Source organism: Pseudomonas sp. FeS53a (assembly GCF_000931385.1).
In the GTDB taxonomy this organism is placed as follows: Bacteria; Pseudomonadota; Gammaproteobacteria; order Pseudomonadales; family Pseudomonadaceae; genus Metapseudomonas; species Metapseudomonas otitidis.
In genome coordinates this window covers 40,508-58,939 of sequence record NZ_JYFT01000002.1, presented here as the reverse complement: position 1 = coordinate 58,939, position 18,432 = coordinate 40,508, and the positions used below count along the sequence as shown (strand labels likewise).

The following is an 18,432-nucleotide window of genomic DNA, read 5'->3' as shown; positions in this document are numbered from 1 at the left end:
CCATGTCCAGATTGCTGCTGCTGGATGACGAGCCCGCCGTGGTCAATGCCATCTGCCGCGAACTGCGCGGAGAGGGCTGGCAACTCGACGCCTTCACCGACCCCCAGGTAGCCCTGGAGGCGTTGTCGCAGAACACCTACGAGCTGATCCTCTCCGACCTGCGCATGCCCGAGCTGGACGGCATCGCCTTCCTTCAGTTCGCCAAGCAGCTGCAGCCCGACGCCCTGCGCCTGCTGCTCAGCGGCGATAGCGACCGCGAAACGCTGGTGCGCGCCATCAACCGGGCCGAGGTCTACCGCTTCATCTCCAAGCCCTGGGACGCCTACGAGCTGCGCAGCACCCTGCACACCTGCCTCGAACTGCAGCACAGCCAGGTCGAGCGCAAGGCGCTGCTCGAACGGGTCAGGCAACAGCAACACGCCATCGACGCCCACGAGGCGCACCTGCGGAAGATGCGCCAGGAACACCCCGAGATCTTCGCCGTCGCCCGGAGCGAGGACGGCGCCATCCTGCTCGAGGACGAGAGCGAACCGGAGCCTCGCTGATGGACATCCAAACGCCTGCTTCCGCCTCCCTGGCGGACAGGATTGCCGCCCAGGGACCCTGCGCCCCGGGTGCCTTGCTGGCATTGATCGACCTCGACGACTTCCACATCCTCAATGCCCACCACGGCCTGGAAACCGGCGACCTGGTGATGCTGCACCTCGAGGACCGCCTGCGAGAGGCCCTGCGCGATGGCGAATGGCTGTGGCGCAACGGCCCGGACAGCTTCCTGCTGGGCGTGCCGGATGGCCGCGACACCCCCGACCGCCTCGGCGCCTCCCTCTGCGCCCTGGTGGAAGCACCGCTGGAACTGGCCGGGCAGGTGTTCCACCTGCGTGCCAGCGTCGGCCTGGCGGTGGCCTGGGTACGCGACCGCACCTTCGCCAGCCTCTACAGCCGCACCGAGCTGGCCCAGCGCGAAGCACGCCGCGAAGGCGGCGGGCGCTACCGCTACCTCGACGAAGCCCGCCTGGTGGCTGCCCGACGCGAGGCCGAACTCTGCGGCCAACTGCGCGCCGCCCTGCGGGAAGAGCAGCTGGTGCTGCACTATCAGCCACAGATCGATTGCCAGACCGGCGAAGTCTGCGGCTACGAAGCCCTGGTGCGCTGGCAGCACCCCACCCGCGGCCTGCTGGGGCCGGACAAGTTCATCCCGGTGGCGGAGCGGCTGGGGCTGATGGTGGGGCTCGGGCAATGGGTGCTGGGGCGCGCCATCGCCGATGCCCGCGCGCTGCTGGCGGAGAAGCACGCCACCCTCGCAGTGAACCTGTCGCCCTCCCAGCTGCGGGACCGCCAACTGGTGGGTTTCGTCCAGCGCACCCTGCAGCGCCACGGCCTGGAGGCCTCGCGGCTGGAGCTGGAGATCACCGAGTCCTGCCTGCTGGACGACGAAGCCCTGGTGCGCGAGCAACTGGCCGGCCTGCGTCGCCTCGGCGTACGCCTGGCCCTGGACGACTTCGGCACCGGCTTCTGCAACCTCGGCTACCTCCAGACCCTGCCGGTGGATCGGGTCAAGGTGGACCGGTGCTTCCTCAGTGGCACCGGCAAGGACGCCCACGGCCTGGCCCTGTTCCGTGCACTGATGGCCATGCTCCAGCACCTGTCCGTGGAAGTGCTCTGCGAAGGCGTGGAGCAGGAAACCCAGATGCGCCTGCTGCAGAGCCTGCGCTGCAACCAGTGGCAGGGCTACTTCGCCGCCCGGCCGATGCCCCTGGACGCCGTCGTACCCTGGCGCGGCCAGGCACGGCGCTGGTTCCCGCAACCGGCCTGCGCCGACCACCCCGACGCCCCCACGCTGCTGCTGGTGGACGACGAACCGGCCGTGCACGGCGCCCTGCGCCGCGTATTGCGGGGTCGTGGCTGGAACGTGCTGTGCGCCGGCAACGCCGAGGAAGCCTTCGCCCTGCTGGCCAGCCAGCCGGTGCAGGTGATCATTTCCGACCACAGCATGCCGGGCATCACCGGGGTGGAGCTGCTCAGCCGCGCACGCCAGCTCTACCCGGCGTGCCGGCGCATCCTTCTCACCGGCCACAACGACGCCCAGACGCTGATGCAGGCCATCAGCCAGAGCGCGGTCTGTCGCTTCATCAGCAAACCCTGGAACGACGCCCACCTGGTTCAGGCCGTGGAGTTGGCGTTGCAGTAAAGGACGAGCGGCATGGATGCCGCGCTGAAAAAAAGGGGCCCTTGGGCCCCTTTGTCGTGTCGAGCGGTTGCTCAGATATCCCACACCAGATTGACCGCGAAATTGCGCCCCGGCTGGGTCAGCCGATCGAGGTTGGCCGGGCTGGTCACGCCGGCCTCGCCCACACCGTCGTAGCCCCGCACGTCATCCCACAGCCAGTACTTCTTGTCGGTGAGGTTGTAGAGGCCCGCGTTCACCGTCAGGTCGTCGGTCAGCTTGTAGTAGCCGGTCAGGTCGAGCACGCCGAAGCCTGGGGTCTTGAACTGGCTGCTGCGGCCATCCGGGGCGTTGAAGTCACCCTGGTCGATACGGGTCTTGCGTTTGACCAGGGTCCAGCTCAGCAGGGTGCCGTAGGTGTCCTGCTCGTAGCCCAGGCCGAACACGCCGGTCAGCGGGTTGACGCTGTTCAGCGCCGCGCCGGTGTCGTCGTCGCGGCCCCGGGCGTAGGCGATGGAGGCCTGGCTGTAGAGGCCGGTCGGGGCACCGAAGGCGTCCAGGTTCAGCCGGCCCTTGGCCTCGATGCCACGGATGCTGGCGTGGGCGATGTTCACGCTCTTGAAGGTGGCACCGCTGGTGGCGACGCTGGCGTTCTCGTCGATGAAGTCGCGGTACTCGTTGTAGAAGGCCGCCACGTCGAAGCTGCCGGCATCGAACTGGCCGCGCAGGCCCGCTTCCACGCCACGGCTCTTCTCCGGCTCCAGGTTGGGGTTGGGCTCGACCACGTAGCCGCCGGCGATGTTCTCGAAGCGGCCGTAGAGCGCCTTGGCGCTGGGCGTACGGAAGCCCTCGGCGTACTGGCCGAATGCGGTGTAGTGCTCGTCGAACTCATAGGTGACGCCGAACTTGGGCGAGACGCGGTCCCAGGTCTGGGCCTTGTCGCTGAAGGCAGTGACGCTGGCGTTGCTGATGGTGGCGAGGAACTCGTCGGTCAGCTCGGGCTTCAGGCGGGTGTAGTCGTAGCGCAGGCCCGGCAGGAAGGTCCACTGGTTCCAGCGGATCTGGTCCTGCAGGAACAGGCCGTAGGTCTGGATGGTCGGGTCCGGGAAGTCGCTCTGCGCAGCCAGTACATCACCGGCACTGATCTGGCCAACGCGGTTGGTGCAGGTGCCCACCGAGGCGGCGCAGACGCCGGTGCCGCTGCGCAGGCCGGTGACCTGCTCGCGCTTGAGGCTGGCGCCGTAGGTCAGCAGGTGCTCGGTCTCGCCCAGGGAGAAGGCCTTGTCGAACTGTGCATCGAGCACCCAGAGGCGGTCCTTGTAGGTGGTCTCGCGGTAGCGCATCACATTGCGTGAGCCAGGAACGTAGTGTTCGACAGTGCTCTGGTCGGTCTTGGCCAGTTGGTAGTTGAGGCTCCACTTCAGGTTGTCCGCCAGCAGGCTGTCCAGGGCCAGGGTGTGCTCCAGGCCGAAGCGCTCGCGGGTGATGGTGTCGTTACCTGTCCGGGAGCGGTACCAGTTGAAGGCGTTGTTGCCGATGAACGGCCCACCCACGGCGCTGAGCTGGTTGGTGTCGCGGTCGTCCTTGTATTTCTCGTAGGTCAGCTGCAGGCGGTCGGTGTCGTTGTAGTTCCAGCCCAGCTTGGCCAGCAGGTTGGTGGTGCGCACATCTTCCGGGTTGGCTTCGGTGCGGCCCAGGCCGGTGCCGCCATGACCGCCGTATGACTCGGTCTCGTGGCCATTGCGCTGGGAGAGGTGCAGCAGGGCGTCGAACTGTTCGTGACGGCCGGCGACGGTGCCGGAGGTGAGCCAACTGTCGTCGGCGGAGCTGTAGCCGGTCTTCAGGCGGGCGCCGGTGTCGCGGCCGGGCTTGATGATGTCGTCGGCGTCCAGGGTGAAGTAGCTCACCGCACCGCCGATGGCGTTGCTGCCATACAGGGCCGAGGCCGGGCCCCGGAGGATCTCCACGCGCTTGACGATCTCCGGGTCCACGTAGTTGCGGTGGGTCTGGGCGTAGGGGCCGTAGAAGAAGCTGTTGGGCACCTCGACACTGTCCACCTGGGTCAGCACCCGGTCACCGTCGATGCCACGGATGTTGTAGCCGGTGATGCCGGCACGCTGGCCGGCGCCACCTACCGAGACACCGGGCTCGCCACGCACCAGGTCCTTGATGCTGTTGACGTTGCGGCGGTCCAGCTGCTCGCGGCTGGCCACGCTGACGCTGGCCGGCACCTCGCTGGCACGCTGCTCCTGGCGGGTAGCGGTCACGGCCAGGGGTTGCAGTTCCATGGCCAGGCCTGGGGTCACGGTCTTGAGCAGCACCACGCTGCGTTCGCCCACCAGCTTGTAGTCCAGCCCGGTGCCGTTGAGCAGGCGCTTCAGGGCCTGTTCGGCCGGCAGCCGGCCGTTGACGCCCGGGGACTGGAGGCCGCTGGCCAGGTCCGCCGAGAGCCCCACCTGCCAGCCACTGGTGGCGCTGAAGGCATTGAGCGCATCCACCAGGGGCTGGCGGGCGATGGTGAAGCTGTAGCCGCCCTGGCTGGCCAGTTGGCCGGTTGCCTGGGGCGCAGCGCCTTGGGCGCTGGCGGGTGCGCTGCCCAGAGCGATGGACAGGGCCAGCAGCGACAGGCTGGCAGGGTGGGCGAGGCGACGCAGGGCGGGGGAGGTGGAACGCGTGGTCATGGGTTCGGCTCTCTTCGGTCCGTCTGGTGATGCGCATCTAATGCGAATCAGTTGCATTGGCATCTGACCAGACGAACGTACCGCCGCAATCGCGTAAAAAAACTTTCAGCCGGCTTTGCCGCAGAGCCGCCACGCGCCTGGAACGGACCTGAGCGACTTCCCGGAAACGGCAGCCGCGCCGCTGGCGCATCGCAGATCAATCCGCTCCCACCGGGTGCCGCCAGGCGGGTTGGGACATTCCCTGCATGGCCGCCACGTACGGGGCATCGATGCGGTTTGCCGTGACCCCGCAGGGTGGACCGATGAAGCGCGGTCCCCCCTACGTCCTGGCAAGGATCACCTTTGCCGTGATGAGAAATCCGAAGCCCTATCGACCTCGCGTCGCTACGGCAAATGGACATGGACCTTCCCACGCAACCACCGACGTAGCCCGGGCTTCAGCCCGGGAATCCGCGAGCAAGACGCCCAGCCCGTGCCGCCAGCAAGCGCGCAGGGGCCCGCATCCGAGGCGGTCGGAAGCCTATGGAATGGAGCTGCGTGGAGGAGGGCGGCAGGGCACCGGGATCAGTCGATGACCACCAGCGCGGGGTACTCGTGCAGGCGTGCGGCGGTGATGTCCGCCAGGGCGCGGACCACGGCGATGGGGTCGTCGAGGCGGTAGTTTCCGGTCACCGCGCGCTCACCCAGGCGCTCATCGGTGTTGATGATCCAGCCGGGGTAGTAGCGCCGCAGCTCCGCCAGCACCTCGCGCAGCGGGCAGTCCTGGAACACCAGGCGACCACGCACCCAGGCCAGGTCCTCGGCGGCCAGGCGGCGCCGATCACTGAAACCATCCGGGCCGATGCGCACGCTGTCGCCAGCGGCGAGGCTCATGCGCGCATCGCTGCGGCGGGAACGCAGGTCCAGCTCGCCGCGTTCCACGCTGACCTCGGCTTCGTCCCCCAGGTAGCGCACGGCGAACGTGGTGTCGCGCACCGACAGGCTCACGGGGCCGGCCTCCACCTCGAAGGGGCGGCTGGGGTCCGGGGCCACGTTGAAATAGGCCTCGCCCTGCAGCAGGCGGGCGCTGCGCTGGGTCGGGTCGATGTCGGCGGCGAAGGCCGTACGGGTGTTGAGCAGCACCCGCGAGCCGTCGGCCAGCTCCACGGTCTGGCGCTGGCCGGTGGCGGTCAGGTGGTCGGCCTGCACGCGCAAGACCAGCTCGTTGTGAAAACCCACGCCCACCGCCAGCAGCACCGCGGCTGCCAAACCCCACAGCGGACGCAGCCGGCGGTCGGAGCGGGGACGGGCGAGGGTGGGTTCCAGACGGGCAGCGGCTTCACCGAGCAGTGGTGCATTCCACATCCGCCGCGCGGCCTCGAAGGCGCGGGCGTGCTCGGGGGATTGCGTACGCCAGCACTCGAAGCGCTGGCGGCACGCGTCATCGGCTTCCTCCAGCAGGATCAGCCAGTCCAGCGCCTCGCCCAGGCAGGCCGGGTCCACCGGTGGGTGGGCATCGGAAGCAGGGCGGTGTTCGTCGGGCACGGGCGCGTCCTCGGGGCGGTGGGCGCCTATTCTTGTCGAACCCGGGCAGGAGCGAAACCCCGTCATGCGGGCGGGTCCAGCCGGCTCATCAGGGTGAGGCAGAGGGTCATGATCAGTTTCAGTTCCTTCTGCACCGTGCTGGGCGAGACGCCGAGCTGCTCGGCGATCTCGCCGTAGCTCAGGCCATGCAGGCGGCTGAGCACGAAGATCCGCTGCTGGCGGGGCGTCAACTGGCCGAGGGTGTCGCCCAGGCGCTCCAGCAGACGCTCGGCGTGCAAACCGTCCTCGGTGGAGGAGGTGGGGGCCGCCACGGCCTCGATCACCGCCTCGGGCACGTCCTCCAGCAGCGTCCGTGACTGCATGCGCACGCGCCGCAGGTGATCCAGGGCCAGGTTGCGCCCGGTCTGGAAGAGGAACGGCTCCAGGTGGTCGATGGGCCGCTCGTGGAGGGTCCGCGCCACCCGCAGGTAGGTTTCCTGCACCAGGTCCTCGGCCACGCTGGGGCTCTTCACCATGCGGGCCAGGGTGCGCAACAGCGGCATGCGCTGGGCGAGGAATACGGCATCGAGGTTGGAAGGGGTCACTGCGACATCCGGCCACCAGAAAATCGCAAATGATAATTGCTTTTATTTGTGTTGGGTAGCGGCCCGCTCAGTCCCGCTTGCGCTGCCTTGGCGCCTCCGCCTCGGCCGTGCGCGCATCGTGCAGGCGGCGCGTGTCGCTGCGCACCTGGGCGTGGCTGATCAGGGCGAAGATCAGGCTGCCGCCGACGATGTTGCCCGCCAGGGTGGGGCCGGCGAAGTCGAGCCAGAAGGCCGCCCAATCGAGGTGCCCGGCGAACACCAGGTAGGACACCTCCGCCGAGCCGACCACGATGTGGGTGAAGTCTCCCAGTGCCATCAGGTAGGTGACGAGGATGATCAGCAGCGGCTTGGCGCTTTCCTGGGAGGGGATCATCCACACCAGGGTGGCGATCATCCAGCCGGAGACGATGCCCTTGGCGAACATCTGGCCGTTGTCGTTCTCCATCACCTTGCGGCCTATGTCGAGGAAGGCACGGTCCGTGGCGCCGTCGAAGATCGGCAGGTGCAGCATCACCCAGGCCACCAGCAGGGTGCCGGCCAGGTTGCCCGCCAGCACCACGCCCCACAGGCGCAGCAGGCGGCCGAGGTTGTGCAGGGTCGGCTGGCTCATCACCGGCAGCACGGCGGTCAGGGTGTTCTCGGTGAACAGCTGCTGGCGCGCGAGGATCACCGCCAGGAAGCCCGCCGAGTAGCCCAGGCTGGCGATCACCTGGCTGGAGGGGCTGTCCGGCAGGCGCGCATGCAGCAAACCCATCGCCATCAGCGACAGGCCCATGGTCAGGCCCGCCGCCAGGGCCGACCACCACAGCGCGGCGGCCTTGCGCTCCAGTTCCTGGTCGCCCTGGGTGCGGATGATCTCGTGGAGCACCGCCGCCCGGGGCGGCTGGTTCTCGTTCACGTCCTGGCGTTCGCGGGGGGACAGCCCCGGTGTCTTGCCGTCTTCGCTCATGGCGGGCTCCTGCAGGTGATGCAGGGTTGATCCTCGCAAGTGGCGTTTGGTTCGGCTGCGTTTCGTGCCGCTCGGCGGCTGGTGGAAGGGCCCGCCGCTGGCTAGGATGGCGGCCTGTTTTCGGAGGCCCGCGATGGACACGCGCTACCTGATCGACATGCGCCTGAAGGCCGACAAGGCCGAGGGCCGCAGCGACTACCCCTATTCGCTCCCGGCGGTCAGGCACCTGGGGCGCCTGGAGTTCAGTCCCACCGTGACCTTCCTGGTGGGGGAGAACGGTTCGGGCAAGTCCACCCTCATGGAGGCGCTGGCCGTGACCCTGGGCTTCAACCCCGAGGGTGGCACCCGCAACTTCAACTTCGGCACCTGGGCCTCCCACTCCGAACTGCACCAGGCCCTGCGGGTCGGCAAAGGCGTGCGCCGCGCCCGCGATGGGTTCTTCCTGCGGGCGGAGAGCTTCTTCAACGTCGCTACCGAGATCGAGCGGATGGACGCCGAGCCCGCCCCGGCGCCGCCGGTGATCGACTCCTACGGCGGGCTCTCGCTGCATGAGCAGTCCCACGGCGAATCCTTCTTCGCACTGATGATGAATCGCTTCGGCGGCAAGGGTGTCTACCTGCTGGACGAACCCGAGGCCGCGCTCTCGCCCCAGCGCCAGCTGGCGATGCTGGCGCGCATCCACGACCTGGTGAAGGACGACTCGCAGTTCGTCATCGCCACCCACTCGCCGATCCTCATGGCCTACCCGGGCGCCTGGATCTATCAGTGCGGGCCCCAGGGCTTCGAGCGGGTGGACTACGACGACACCGAACACGTGCGGGTGACCCGGGGTTTTCTCGCCAACCCCGCACGCACGCTGCGCACCCTGCTGGATTGAACCTGCCCACCACCTACGGACGGACCCGACCATGGACGACCTGTTCCCCAACCCCTTCCTGCTGGCCGGTGGCGCACTGAGTGCGCTCGCTGCGCTGCTGCACCTCGGCTGCATCCGCTATGGCGCGCCCTGGTACCGCTTCTTCGGCGCCGGTGAGCGCATGGCGCGCCTGGCCGAGGCCGGCAGCCCGTTCCCGACGCGGGTGACCCTGGGCATCACCCTGGTGCTCGGCCTGTTTGCGCTGTACGCGTTCTGTGCCGGGTTCGGCCGGCCGCTGCCCCTGAGCCGCCTGGCCCTGGGCGGGATCGCCGCCGTCTACCTGCTGCGCGGGGTCGGCGGGCTGGCGCTGATCCCTGTCGGGCTCGGCCGCGGCCCGGCGTTCTGGCTGTGGAGTTCGCTCATCTGCCTGGCCCTGGGTGGCCTGCACCTGGCGGGATTGCTGCAGGCCTGGCCGGCGCTCTGAGGCCGCCTCCAGGCGCGCCAGGCTGACAGCCCGCAGCGCGTGATGGCGGTGTGCCCACCCAGCCTTCAGCGGGAAATACCGCCCCGCAGCGTCAGGTCGTTCGACCCGCCTGGCGCCGCTTTTCCTACAGACTCGGCAGGGTCTGCGCCGCAGACGGCCCGGCATCCGCCGGCTGCCCTCGCTTCGGTTCCCACCCCTTCGCGTCGCCTCCTGAACAGGGCTGGGCCCTGTGCTAGAACCCGGAGCCAGTTCACTGACCGGAGGGGTGGGAAATGAAGGGATTGTCCATCAAGCAGAAGATCCTCGCGCTGGCCATGCTGCCATTGCTGTTGCTCGCGCTGGCCGGCGCCTGGACCGGCTTCGACCAGGCCCGCGACCTGCGCGACCTGGGGCGCGACACCCTGCGCCAGTCGCTGCTGGATGCACGCCGCGACCAGTTGGCCAACTACATGGAGCTGGCCCTGTCCGCCGTCGAACCGGCCCTCGCGCGGGGCGAGCCGGAACGGGCCAAGGACCTGCTGCGCGCCCTGCGCTTCGACGGCGACAGCGGCTACTTCTTCGTCTACGACACCCACGGCGTGCAGGTGGTCAGCGGCGACAACCCCTCGCGGGAAGGCAACGACTACTGGAGTTCCAGCACCCCGGACGGACGCGCCCTGGTGCAGGAGTACATCGAGGCTGCCAAGCGCGGCGGCGACTACCTGGAATACGGCTGGACCAAACCGGGCCAGGACGCCCCATCCCCCAAGCTCGCCCACGTCGTCCCCGTGCCCGGCACCGACTGGGTGCTGGGCACCGGCTTCTACATCGACGACCTCGACGCCCTGGTCGCCGCCCTCGACGAGGAGTTCGCCGGAGCCCTGCGCGAGAGCCTGATGCGCGGCGGCTTTTCCGTGGTGCTGCTGCTCGGGCTGGTGGTGGGGCTGGTGATGCTGCTGGTGCGCAGCATCCATGCACCACTGGGCCAGGCCGTCTCCACCATGGAGGACATCGCCCGGGGCGAGGGCGACCTGACCCGCCGGCTGGACGAATCCAGCGGCCACGAACTCGGCGCCCTGGCCACCTCCTTCAACCGCTTTGCCGAGCAGGTGCGCCATCTGGTGCGGCAGACCCGCGAGTCCTCCGACACCCTGGGCCGCGCCAGCGAAGAGCTGGAAGCCTTCATGGCCGGCATCGGCCAGGGCATCGACACCCAGCACCGCGAGAGCGACCAGCTGGCCACCGCCACCGAGGAAATGTCCGGCGCGGCCCAGCAGATCGCCGGCAGTGCCTCCAGCGCCGCCCAGGCCGCCCGTGATGCCGAGCACCGGGTGGACGAGGCACGCAGCCTGGTGGGCGGCGCCACGGCGGAGATCCGCGGGCTGGAAGGCCAGGTGGCGGAAGGCGTCGCCACCATCCGCCAGCTCGGCAGCGAGTCCGAGAACATCGGCGGGGTGCTGGATGTGATCCGTGGCGTGGCCGAGCAGATCAACCTGCTGGCACTCAACGCCGCCATCGAAGCGGCCCGTGCCGGCGAGCAGGGGCGTGGGTTCGCCGTGGTGGCGGACGAAGTGCGCACCCTGGCCGGCCGCACCCAGAGCAGCACGGCGGAAATCCAGGGGATGATCGAGCGCCTCCAGGGTGGCGCCCGCGAGGCCATCGCCGTCATCGAGCAGATCCGCCAGGGTTGCGCCCGCAGCGTCGCCGAAGTGGCCCGGGTCGGTCAGGCCCTGGAGGCCATCAGCGAGGCCGCCGGCATCATCAACGGCATGAACGCCCAGATCGCCGACGCCGCCGCCGAGCAGACCCGGGTCTGCGAGTCGATCAACCACAACGTGCACCAGATCGTCACCATCGCCCAGCACACCGCCGAGAGCAGCCACACCGCCAACGGCATCACCCAGCGCCTGGCCGAGATGGCCGGCGGCCTGCAGCGCCTGGTAGGACGCTACCGCGCCGACTGAGCGTTGCGCGCCGCCAGCGCCTCGATGGCCCGCACCCCGGCGCGCATTCGCGCCACGGCGGCGGAATTGGCCGAATGCACATGGATGTGCGGCGGCACGAACCCCCGCAGCGCCACCGCTTCCTCGATCCACAGGATCACGTCATAGCCGGTGCCACGCTGGTCATCGCCCAGGTCGTGGTCCAGGCTCAGTTCGCTGACCTGGCCGGTCTCCAGCAGCGCGATCACCTCATCCGGCCACCAGGCACGGACCCAGCCCTCGGGCGTCGCGCGTTCGTCGTCCAGATAGACCTTCATTGCATCAGAGCTCCGTTACCCATTGCTCGCTGGCTTCGCTCAGGGGCGGTGGCGGCTGGTTCAGGCGTACCGCCTCCTCATCGCCGCAGTTGAAGAACACCAGGTAATCACCCCCTTCCAGGGTGATTCTGAAACCCTCCAGCAGGCACGCCTCATGCTGCTGGTAAACGACGCGCAACCCCTCGACTCCGATCACCTGCCGGCCGATGAGATGCCTGGCGTCCAGCGTGGCGAGCAGGTCCTCGGCCCTCCAGTCGCAACGGGCGTCGTCGCTGATGTCGAACTCCTCGAGCACCTGGAGTGCGCGGCTCGCCGCCATGACACTCTCGCCGTCGGAGGCCAGTGACAGCGTCACTGCCTTGCCGCCTTCGCAGGTGAACTCCACCTCGCCGACGGCTTCCGGCTCGGGAGCACCGTTGAACAGGTAGCGGGCATTGCGGACCCGGACCAGCTTCCGCCCCAGCAGTGTGCGAACCGTTTCCAGGCTGGCGCGTGCCTGCTCCAGGGTTTGCATCGTGTCGTCCCACCTCGTTTCGAGGCGCGCAGTGTAGCGGTTCGTCCGCCGCTAAATCCCCATCACCCTGCAACGTCTTCTGTGCACACGGCCGGTATGCGCCACACGCACCGGCCCGGAGCCAGATGCCACTTTCATCGAGGGTCGAAGGATGCACGTCGCCACCAGCCTCACCACCAGCCAACCGCACGCCGTTGCCGAAGACGAGACGCTCTACCAGTTCGAAACCTCACCGCTGCTGGCCCGCCAGGCACGGCAGGAATCCAATGCCCGCAGCTACCCCCGGCGCATCCCCCTGGCGCTCAAGCGCGCGCGTGGGCTGTATGTCGAGGACGTCGAGGGCCGCACCTTCATCGACTGCCTTGCCGGTGCCGGCACCCTGGCCCTCGGGCACAACCACCCGGTGGTGATCGAGGCCATCCGCCAGGTGCTGGCCGACGAGCTGCCGCTGCACACCCTCGACCTCACCACCCCGGTGAAGGACCAGTTCGTCCAGGACCTCTTCGGCCTGCTGCCCGAGGGCCTGGCCCGCGAGGCGAAGATCCAGTTCTGCGGCCCCACCGGCACCGACGCGGTGGAGGCGGCGCTGAAGCTGGTGCGCACCGCCACTGGGCGCAGCACCATCCTCTCGTTCCAGGGCGGCTACCACGGCATGAGCCAGGGCGCCCTGGGGCTGATGGGCAACCTGGGGCCGAAGAAGGCCCTGGGCGCCGTGCTCGGCAATGGCGTGCAGTTCGCTCCCTATCCCTATGACTACCGCTGCCCCTTCGGCCTGGGTGGCCAGGCCGGCGTGCGCGCCAACCTGCATTACCTGGAAAACCTGCTCAGCGACCCCGAGGCCGGCGTGATGCTGCCGGCGGCGGTGATCGTCGAAGCGGTACAGGGGGAGGGCGGCGTGGTGCCGGCGGACATCGAGTGGCTGCGCGGCCTGCGCCGCATCACCGAGAAGGCCGGCGTGGCACTGATCGTCGACGAGATCCAGAGCGGCTTCGGCCGCACCGGCAGGATGTTCGCCTTCGAGCACGCCGGCATCGTGCCCGACGTGGTGGTGCTGTCCAAGGCCATCGGCGGCAGCCTGCCGCTGGCGGTGATGGTCTACCGCGAATGGCTCGACGCCTGGGGCCCGGGCGCCCACGCCGGCACCTTCCGTGGCAACCAGATGGCCATGGCCGCCGGCTCGGCGGTGATGCGCTACCTCAAGGACCACGACATCCCCACCCATGCCGCCGCCATGGGCGAGCGCCTGGCCGGTCACCTGCGCGAACTGCAGCGCGACTACCCGCAGCTGGGCGACATCCGTGGGCGCGGGCTGATGCTCGGCGTCGAACTGGTGGACCCCTCCGGCACGCCGGACGCCCTCGGCCACCCGCCCACCTACAGCGCCCTGGCCTCGCGCTTGCAGGCCCAGTGCCTGAAGCGCGGGCTGATCCTCGAACTGGGTGGCCGCCACGGCAGCGTGGTGCGCTTCCTGCCGCCGCTGATCATCACCGCCGACCAGGTGGACGAAGTCGCCCGCCGCTTCGCCCGTGCCCTGGCCGCTGCGTTGCAGGAAGCGGCCTGAGGCCGCCGGGAGATCGTCATGAGCACCTTGCTGGAACTCCTCGCCCGGCCCCTGCTGCCGGGCGTGGGCAACCTGCCGTTGCTGGTCCAGGCCCCGGAGCCGGGGCTGGACCTGAACGAGGCGCTGGAGCCGATCCGCGAGCTGGTGGACCGCCACCTGCTCAGCGTCGGCGGCATCCTCTTCCGTGGGTTCGACGTGGGCGGCGCGGAAGCCTTCCGCCGCTTCGCCGCCGGCTTCGGCCACCCGCTGCTGAACTACGAGTTCGGCTCCACCCCGCGCACCAACGTCACCCAGGGCGTGTACACCTCCACCGAGTACCCTCCGCACCAGAAGATCCCGCTGCACAACGAACAGGCCTACACCCGCGAATGGCCGATGAAGATCTGGTTCTACAGCATGGTCGCCGCCGAGACCGGCGGTGAAACGCCCATCGCCGACAGTCGCGAGGTGTTCCGCCGCATCGACCCACGCATCCACGAACGCTTCACCCGCCATGGGCTGATGTACGTGCGCAACTTCGGCAACGGCCTCGACGTGCCCTGGGAGCAGGTGTTCAACAGCGACGACCCGGCGGTGGTGGAAGCCTACTGCCAGCGCCACCGCATCGCCTGCGAATGGAAGGAGGACGGCGAACTGCGCACCCGCCAGGTGTGCCAGGCCGTCGCCCGCCACCCACGCACCCGGGAGGACGTCTGGTTCAACCAGGCGCACCTGTTCCACGTCTCCAACCTCCCCCCGGAGGTGCGCGAGAGCCTGCTGGAGATCGTCGAGGAAGAGGACCTGCCGCGTAACGTCTACTACGGCGACGGCTCGCCCATCGAGGACGCCATCCTCGACGAAGTGCGCGGCGTGCTCGACGACTGCACCATCGCCTTCCCCTGGCAGGAAGGCGACGTGATGATGCTCGACAACATGCTCGCCGCCCACGCCCGCAGCCGCTTCACCGGCGCACGCAAGGTCATCGTCGCCATGGCCGAGGGTCATGGAGCCGATTGATCGGCTCACCCAAGAGAAGGGTGAGAGCAATCTGGTGCGCATTCCGGGGTATTTCCGGGATGGAAGGGTTGGGCAGGGACAAGGGCCCCTTCAGAAGGCTGAGCGTAATCGTTGCAGAGGGGGTTGAGCGGCATGGATGCCGCGAGAGACGCGTCAGGCCATGGATGGCCTGTCGCGGCGTACCCCCGGCGCAATGATGTAGCGAGGGCAGTTTGGCGAAGCCAAACCCGCATGTAGGGGCCAGACCTTTTGGTTTCTTTTGGGGCGATTGCCAAAAGAAACTCGCCCGGCAAGGCGAAACAGAATGCTCAGGCAGTGCTCGCTAATCGGCTTGGCCTAGTGCTTGTCGAGGGCTGCAATGCCGATGGCCGGGTTTCATAAGTGGGCTTCTTCAACGGCTAAATGCAAAGCCAAATCGTTCGTTCATCTGGTATCGCGGAGCCCAGGGCTCCCTCCACCCGATCGGACGACCCATGACCACCCTCGATCAATCCCGCCTCCTGGCCCGTCGGTTCATCGACCTTCCCCCCGAAAAGCGCCACCTGTTCCTCGAAGCCCTCAAGGGTGAGCAGATGGACTTCGCCAGCTTCCCCATCCCCGATTGCAGCGGCAGCCCTAGCCGCGACCTGCTGTCCTACGCCCAGCAGCGCATGTGGTTCCTCTGGCAGCTGGAACCCACCAGCGCCGCCTACAACCTGCCCGGCGCCGTGCGCCTGCTGGGCCCGCTGGAGCGCAGCGCGCTGGACCGCGCCTTCGCCGACCTGGTGGCACGCCACGAGTGCCTGCGCACCACCTTCCACGAGGCCGACGGCCAGGCCTTCCAGCGGGTCGGCGACGGTGCTGACGCCCAGGTACGCCACCTGGACCTGTCCGCCCTGGCGCCCGACGAGCGCCTGCAATGCACCCGCGAAGCGGTCGCCCGGGAGGCCGGCCAGCCCTTCGACCTGGAGCAGGGCCCGCTGCTGCGGGTGGTGCTGCTGCGCCTCGCCGCCGACGAGCACGTGCTGCTGCTGACCATGCACCACATCATTGCCGACGGCTGGTCGATGAACATCCTCATCGAGGAGTTCATGCGCTGCCTGGACGCCCGCAGCGCCGGTGCCGAACCGCAGCTCCCGGTACTGCCCGTGCAGTACCGCGACTACGCCCTGTGGCAACGCAGCTGGCTGGAAGCCGGCGAGCGCGAGCGCCAGCTCGACTACTGGCGCGGCCAGCTGGGCGAGGAGCACCTGCCCCTGGAGCTGCCCAGCGACCGCCCGCGCCCGGCACAGCCCAGCCATGCCGGTGCGCGCATCGAGTTCGCCCTCGAACCGGCGCTGCACGCCGGCCTCAAGGCCCTGGCCCAGCGCCAGGGCGTGACCCTGTTCGTGGTGCTGCTGGCGGCCTTCAAGACCCTGCTGTACCGCTACAGCGGCCAGGGCGACATCCGGGTCGGCGGGCTGATCGCCAACCGCAACCGGGGCGAGGTCGAGGGCCTGATCGGCTTCTTCGTCAACACCCAGGTGCTGCGCAGCCAGCTGGATGGGCGCCTGCCGTTCGCACAGCTGCTGCAGGACCTGCGCCTCACTGCACTGGGTGCCCAGGCGCACCAGGAGCTGCCCTTCGACGCGCTGGCGGAGGCCCTGCAGCCCAATCGCAGCCAGAGCCAGAACCCGTTGTTCCAGGTCATGTACAACCATCAGCCGCTGGTCACCGACATCCAGGGCATGCGCCTGGGCTGTGGCCTGCAACTGGCGCACCTGGACGCCGAGCAGAGCGTCGCCGGCGCCCGCCACCATGCCGCCGCCAGCGACCTGATGCTGGAGACCCGGGAGGAGGGCGAGCGCCTGCTGGCCGCCTTCACCTATGCCACCGACCTGTTCGACGGCACCACCGTCGAGCGCATGGCCGGTCACTGGCGCAACCTGCTGCACAGCGTGGTCGCCGACCCCAGTCGCCGTCTTGGCGAACTGCAAGTGCTGGACAGCGAAGAAACCCGCCAATTGCAGGCCTGGGCCCTGCGCGGCGCCGCTCCCCAGGCACCGGAGCCGGCCCACCTGCGCTTCCAGGCCCAGGCCGCGCGCACCCCCGAGGCCATCGCCCTGGTGCTGGCCGGCGAAAGCGCCGGCGCCCAGCTGACCTACGCCGAGCTGGAACGCCGCAGCAACCGCCTGGCCCACCGCCTGGTGCAACTGGGCGTCGGCCCCGAGGTGCTGGTGGGCGTCGCCCTGGAGCGCTCCCTGGACATGGGCGTGGCATTGCTGGCGGTGCTCAAGGCCGGCGGCGCCTACGTGCCCCTCGACCCCCAGGCACCCGGCGAGCGCATCGCCCAGGTGTTCGACGACAGCGGCCTGCGCCTGCTGCTGACCCAGGCCGCACTGCACGACACGCTGCCCCAGGTCTCGGGCATCCACAGCCTGTGCCTGGACCAGGCCGGCAACGGGCTCGAAGACCAGCCGGAGCACGCGCCGAACGTGGCGGTGGCGCCTGGCAACCTGGCCTACGTGATCTACACCTCCGGCTCCACCGGCCGGCCCAAGGGCGTGGCCATCAGCCACGGCGCCCTGGCCGAGTTCTGCGTGCTGGCCGCCGACTACTCGCGCCTGCAGCCGGGCGACCGCGTGCTGCAGTTCGCCACCTGCAGCTTCGACGGCTTCGTCGAGCAGTTCTACCCGCCGCTGTGCGTCGGCGCCCGCGTGGTGCTGCGCGACGGCCGCCTGTGGGACAGCGCAGCCTTCCAGCAGGCCCTGGTGGCGCATGGCATCACCCTGGCCGACCTGCCCGCCGCCTACTGGCACATGCTGGTGCAGGACTACGCCCAGGGTGCCCCGCAGGCCTTCGGCGCGCTGCGCCAGATCCACGTCGGTGGCGAAGCCATGGCCGTGGACGGCCTCGACCTCTGGCGCCGTGCCGGGCTGGCCGGCGTGCGCCTGCTCAACACCTACGGCCCCACCGAGGCCACGGTGGTTTCCAGCGTCCATGACTGCAGCGAGCTGGCCTCGGCCGATGTCTCCTGGCGCGGCATCCCCATCGGCCAGGGCCTGGCCGGGCGCTGCCTGTTCATCCTCGACGGCGAGTTGCAGTCGGTGCCGGCGGGCGCCATCGGCGAGCTGTACATCGGCGGCCCGGGCCTGGCGCGGGGCTACCACGGCCAGCCGGGGCTCACCGCCCAGCGCTTCCTGCCCGACCCGCAGGTGCCCGGCGAGCGCCTCTACCGCACCGGCGACCGCGCGCGCTTCAACGCCAGCGGCACCATCGAGTACGTCGGCCGCGTCGACCACCAGGTGAAGGTGCGCGGCTTCCGCATCGAGCTGGGCGAGATCGAGATGCGCCTGCAGCAATGCCCCGGCGTGCGCGAGGCCGCCGTGCTGGCCCTGGACATGGCCGGCGGGCGGCAACTGGTCGGCTACCTGGCCACCGAGACCGACGGCAGCGGCCCCGACGCGCAGCGCCAGCGCATCCGCGAGGCCCTGCGCGCGACCCTGCCGGACTACATGGTGCCCACGCACCTGGTGCTGCTGGAGCGCCTGCCGCTGACCCCCAGCGGCAAGCTCGATCGCAAGGCCCTGCCCGAGCCCGACCCGAGCCAGCTGCAGGCCGCCTACCGCGCGCCGGCCAGCGAGCTGGAACAGCGCCTGGCCGGCATCTGGATKGAGGTGCTGCAGGTGCCCCGCGTCGGCCTCGACGACAGCTTCTTCGACCTGGGCGGGCACTCGCTGCTGGCGGCCCAGGTCATCGCCCGGATCAAGTCCGAGCTGGGCGTCGCGCTGCCCATGCGCTGCCTGTTCGAACGCCCGCACCTGGCGGCCCTGGCCGAAGAGCTGGAGGCCCTGGGCGGCACCGCCGACGAGGACTGGGCCGACATGGAAGCGTTCATGAATTCACTGGAGGAGGTTTGAGC

The 18,432-nt window shown here is 69.3% G+C and carries 14 protein-coding genes; 8 read left to right on the top strand and 6 right to left on the bottom strand.

The window, feature by feature from the left end; translation table 11 throughout:
• Positions 1-2 precede the first annotated feature (2 nt).
• Both SZ55_RS00155 and SZ55_RS00150 read left to right on the top strand, forming a co-directional pair.
• Entirely contained in the window at positions 3-545 is a 543-nt protein-coding gene (locus SZ55_RS00155) for a response regulator (RefSeq protein ID WP_044399431.1), read from the top strand.
• Positions 545-2,188, top strand: a complete 1,644-nt coding sequence (locus tag SZ55_RS00150; RefSeq protein WP_044399424.1) for an EAL domain-containing protein — start codon at positions 545-547, stop codon at positions 2,186-2,188. The genes SZ55_RS00155 and SZ55_RS00150 overlap by 1 nt, the downstream gene beginning before the upstream one ends.
• Positions 2,189-2,259: 71 nt before the next feature.
• Here SZ55_RS00150 and SZ55_RS00145 read toward each other — a convergent pair whose 3' ends face one another.
• The 4 genes from SZ55_RS00145 to SZ55_RS00130 all read right to left on the bottom strand — a co-directional run bounded on the left by SZ55_RS00145 (position 2,260) and on the right by SZ55_RS00130 (position 7,902).
• Positions 2,260-4,845, bottom strand: coding sequence for a TonB-dependent receptor (locus SZ55_RS00145; protein ID WP_044399420.1), 2,586 nt, complete (start codon positions 4,843-4,845; stop codon positions 2,260-2,262).
• Positions 4,846-5,409: 564 nt separating this feature from the next.
• Positions 5,410-6,435: a FecR domain-containing protein gene (locus SZ55_RS00140; RefSeq protein WP_082078080.1), complete on the bottom strand. Its 1,026-nt coding sequence runs from the start codon at positions 6,433-6,435 to the stop codon at positions 5,410-5,412.
• Complete coding sequence (locus tag SZ55_RS00135) at positions 6,432-6,953, bottom strand: RNA polymerase sigma factor (protein WP_044399411.1); 522 nt, start codon at positions 6,951-6,953, stop codon at positions 6,432-6,434. The genes SZ55_RS00140 and SZ55_RS00135 overlap by 4 nt, the downstream gene beginning before the upstream one ends.
• Positions 6,954-7,020: 67 nt before the next feature.
• Entirely contained in the window at positions 7,021-7,902 is an 882-nt protein-coding gene (locus tag SZ55_RS00130; RefSeq protein WP_044399408.1) for a formate/nitrite transporter family protein, read from the bottom strand.
• Between the two features lie 133 nt (positions 7,903-8,035).
• Between SZ55_RS00130 and SZ55_RS00125 the strand changes: the two genes are divergently transcribed.
• The 3 genes from SZ55_RS00125 (at position 8,036) to SZ55_RS28770 (ending at position 11,185) form a co-directional block, all read left to right on the top strand.
• On the top strand, positions 8,036-8,779 hold the full coding sequence (locus SZ55_RS00125; protein ID WP_044399406.1) for an AAA family ATPase: 744 nt from the start codon (positions 8,036-8,038) through the stop codon (positions 8,777-8,779).
• Positions 8,780-8,810: 31 nt separating this feature from the next.
• Positions 8,811-9,242 (top strand): hypothetical protein, encoded by a 432-nt coding sequence (locus tag SZ55_RS00120; protein WP_044399403.1) that lies wholly within the window; start codon positions 8,811-8,813, stop codon positions 9,240-9,242.
• A gap of 272 nt (positions 9,243-9,514) precedes the next feature.
• A complete protein-coding gene (locus SZ55_RS28770) occupies positions 9,515-11,185 on the top strand; it encodes a methyl-accepting chemotaxis protein (protein ID WP_044399401.1) in 1,671 nt (556 codons plus the stop codon).
• On the opposite strand, the gene SZ55_RS00110 is transcribed toward SZ55_RS28770, so the two are convergent.
• Both SZ55_RS00110 and SZ55_RS00105 read right to left on the bottom strand, forming a co-directional pair.
• Positions 11,170-11,481 (bottom strand): cyclic-phosphate processing receiver domain-containing protein, encoded by a 312-nt coding sequence (locus SZ55_RS00110; RefSeq protein ID WP_044399400.1) that lies wholly within the window; start codon positions 11,479-11,481, stop codon positions 11,170-11,172. The two genes, SZ55_RS28770 and SZ55_RS00110, sit on opposite strands and share 16 nt — an antisense overlap.
• Positions 11,482-11,485: 4 nt before the next feature.
• A complete protein-coding gene (locus SZ55_RS00105) occupies positions 11,486-11,995 on the bottom strand; it encodes a hypothetical protein (protein WP_044399398.1) in 510 nt (169 codons plus the stop codon).
• 151 nt (positions 11,996-12,146) lie between these two features.
• Between SZ55_RS00105 and SZ55_RS00100 the strand changes: the two genes are divergently transcribed.
• From SZ55_RS00100 to SZ55_RS00090, 3 genes are all read left to right on the top strand, one after another.
• Positions 12,147-13,556, top strand: coding sequence for an aspartate aminotransferase family protein (locus SZ55_RS00100; RefSeq protein WP_044399396.1), 1,410 nt, complete (start codon positions 12,147-12,149; stop codon positions 13,554-13,556).
• Positions 13,557-13,574: 18 nt separating this feature from the next.
• Positions 13,575-14,552: a TauD/TfdA family dioxygenase gene (locus SZ55_RS00095; RefSeq protein WP_044399392.1), complete on the top strand. Its 978-nt coding sequence runs from the start codon at positions 13,575-13,577 to the stop codon at positions 14,550-14,552.
• 473 nt (positions 14,553-15,025) lie between these two features.
• The gene (locus SZ55_RS00090; protein WP_044399388.1) at positions 15,026-18,430 is read left to right on the top strand and encodes a non-ribosomal peptide synthetase; all 3,405 of its coding nucleotides are present in this window, start codon (positions 15,026-15,028) and stop codon (positions 18,428-18,430) included.
• Positions 18,431-18,432 lie beyond the last annotated feature (2 nt).

Excerpts from the sequence above, each read along its gene's own strand:
- SZ55_RS00155 (WP_044399431.1), top strand. The coding sequence starts at position 3 with ATGTCCAGATTGCTGCTGCTGGATGACGAGCCCGCCGTGGTCAATGCC.
- SZ55_RS00150 (WP_044399424.1), top strand. The coding sequence starts at position 545 with ATGGACATCCAAACGCCTGCTTCCGCCTCCCTGGCGGACAGGATTGCC.
- SZ55_RS00145 (WP_044399420.1), bottom strand. The coding sequence starts at position 4,845 with ATGACCACGCGTTCCACCTCCCCCGCCCTGCGTCGCCTCGCCCACCCT.
- SZ55_RS00140 (WP_082078080.1), bottom strand. The coding sequence starts at position 6,435 with ATGACGGGGTTTCGCTCCTGCCCGGGTTCGACAAGAATAGGCGCCCAC.
- SZ55_RS00130 (WP_044399408.1), bottom strand. The coding sequence starts at position 7,902 with ATGAGCGAAGACGGCAAGACACCGGGGCTGTCCCCCCGCGAACGCCAG.
- SZ55_RS00125 (WP_044399406.1), top strand. The coding sequence starts at position 8,036 with ATGGACACGCGCTACCTGATCGACATGCGCCTGAAGGCCGACAAGGCC.
- SZ55_RS00120 (WP_044399403.1), top strand. The coding sequence starts at position 8,811 with ATGGACGACCTGTTCCCCAACCCCTTCCTGCTGGCCGGTGGCGCACTG.
- SZ55_RS28770 (WP_044399401.1), top strand. The coding sequence starts at position 9,515 with ATGAAGGGATTGTCCATCAAGCAGAAGATCCTCGCGCTGGCCATGCTG.
- SZ55_RS00110 (WP_044399400.1), bottom strand. The coding sequence starts at position 11,481 with ATGAAGGTCTATCTGGACGACGAACGCGCGACGCCCGAGGGCTGGGTC.
- SZ55_RS00105 (WP_044399398.1), bottom strand. The coding sequence starts at position 11,995 with ATGCAAACCCTGGAGCAGGCACGCGCCAGCCTGGAAACGGTTCGCACA.
- SZ55_RS00100 (WP_044399396.1), top strand. The coding sequence starts at position 12,147 with ATGCACGTCGCCACCAGCCTCACCACCAGCCAACCGCACGCCGTTGCC.
- SZ55_RS00095 (WP_044399392.1), top strand. The coding sequence starts at position 13,575 with ATGAGCACCTTGCTGGAACTCCTCGCCCGGCCCCTGCTGCCGGGCGTG.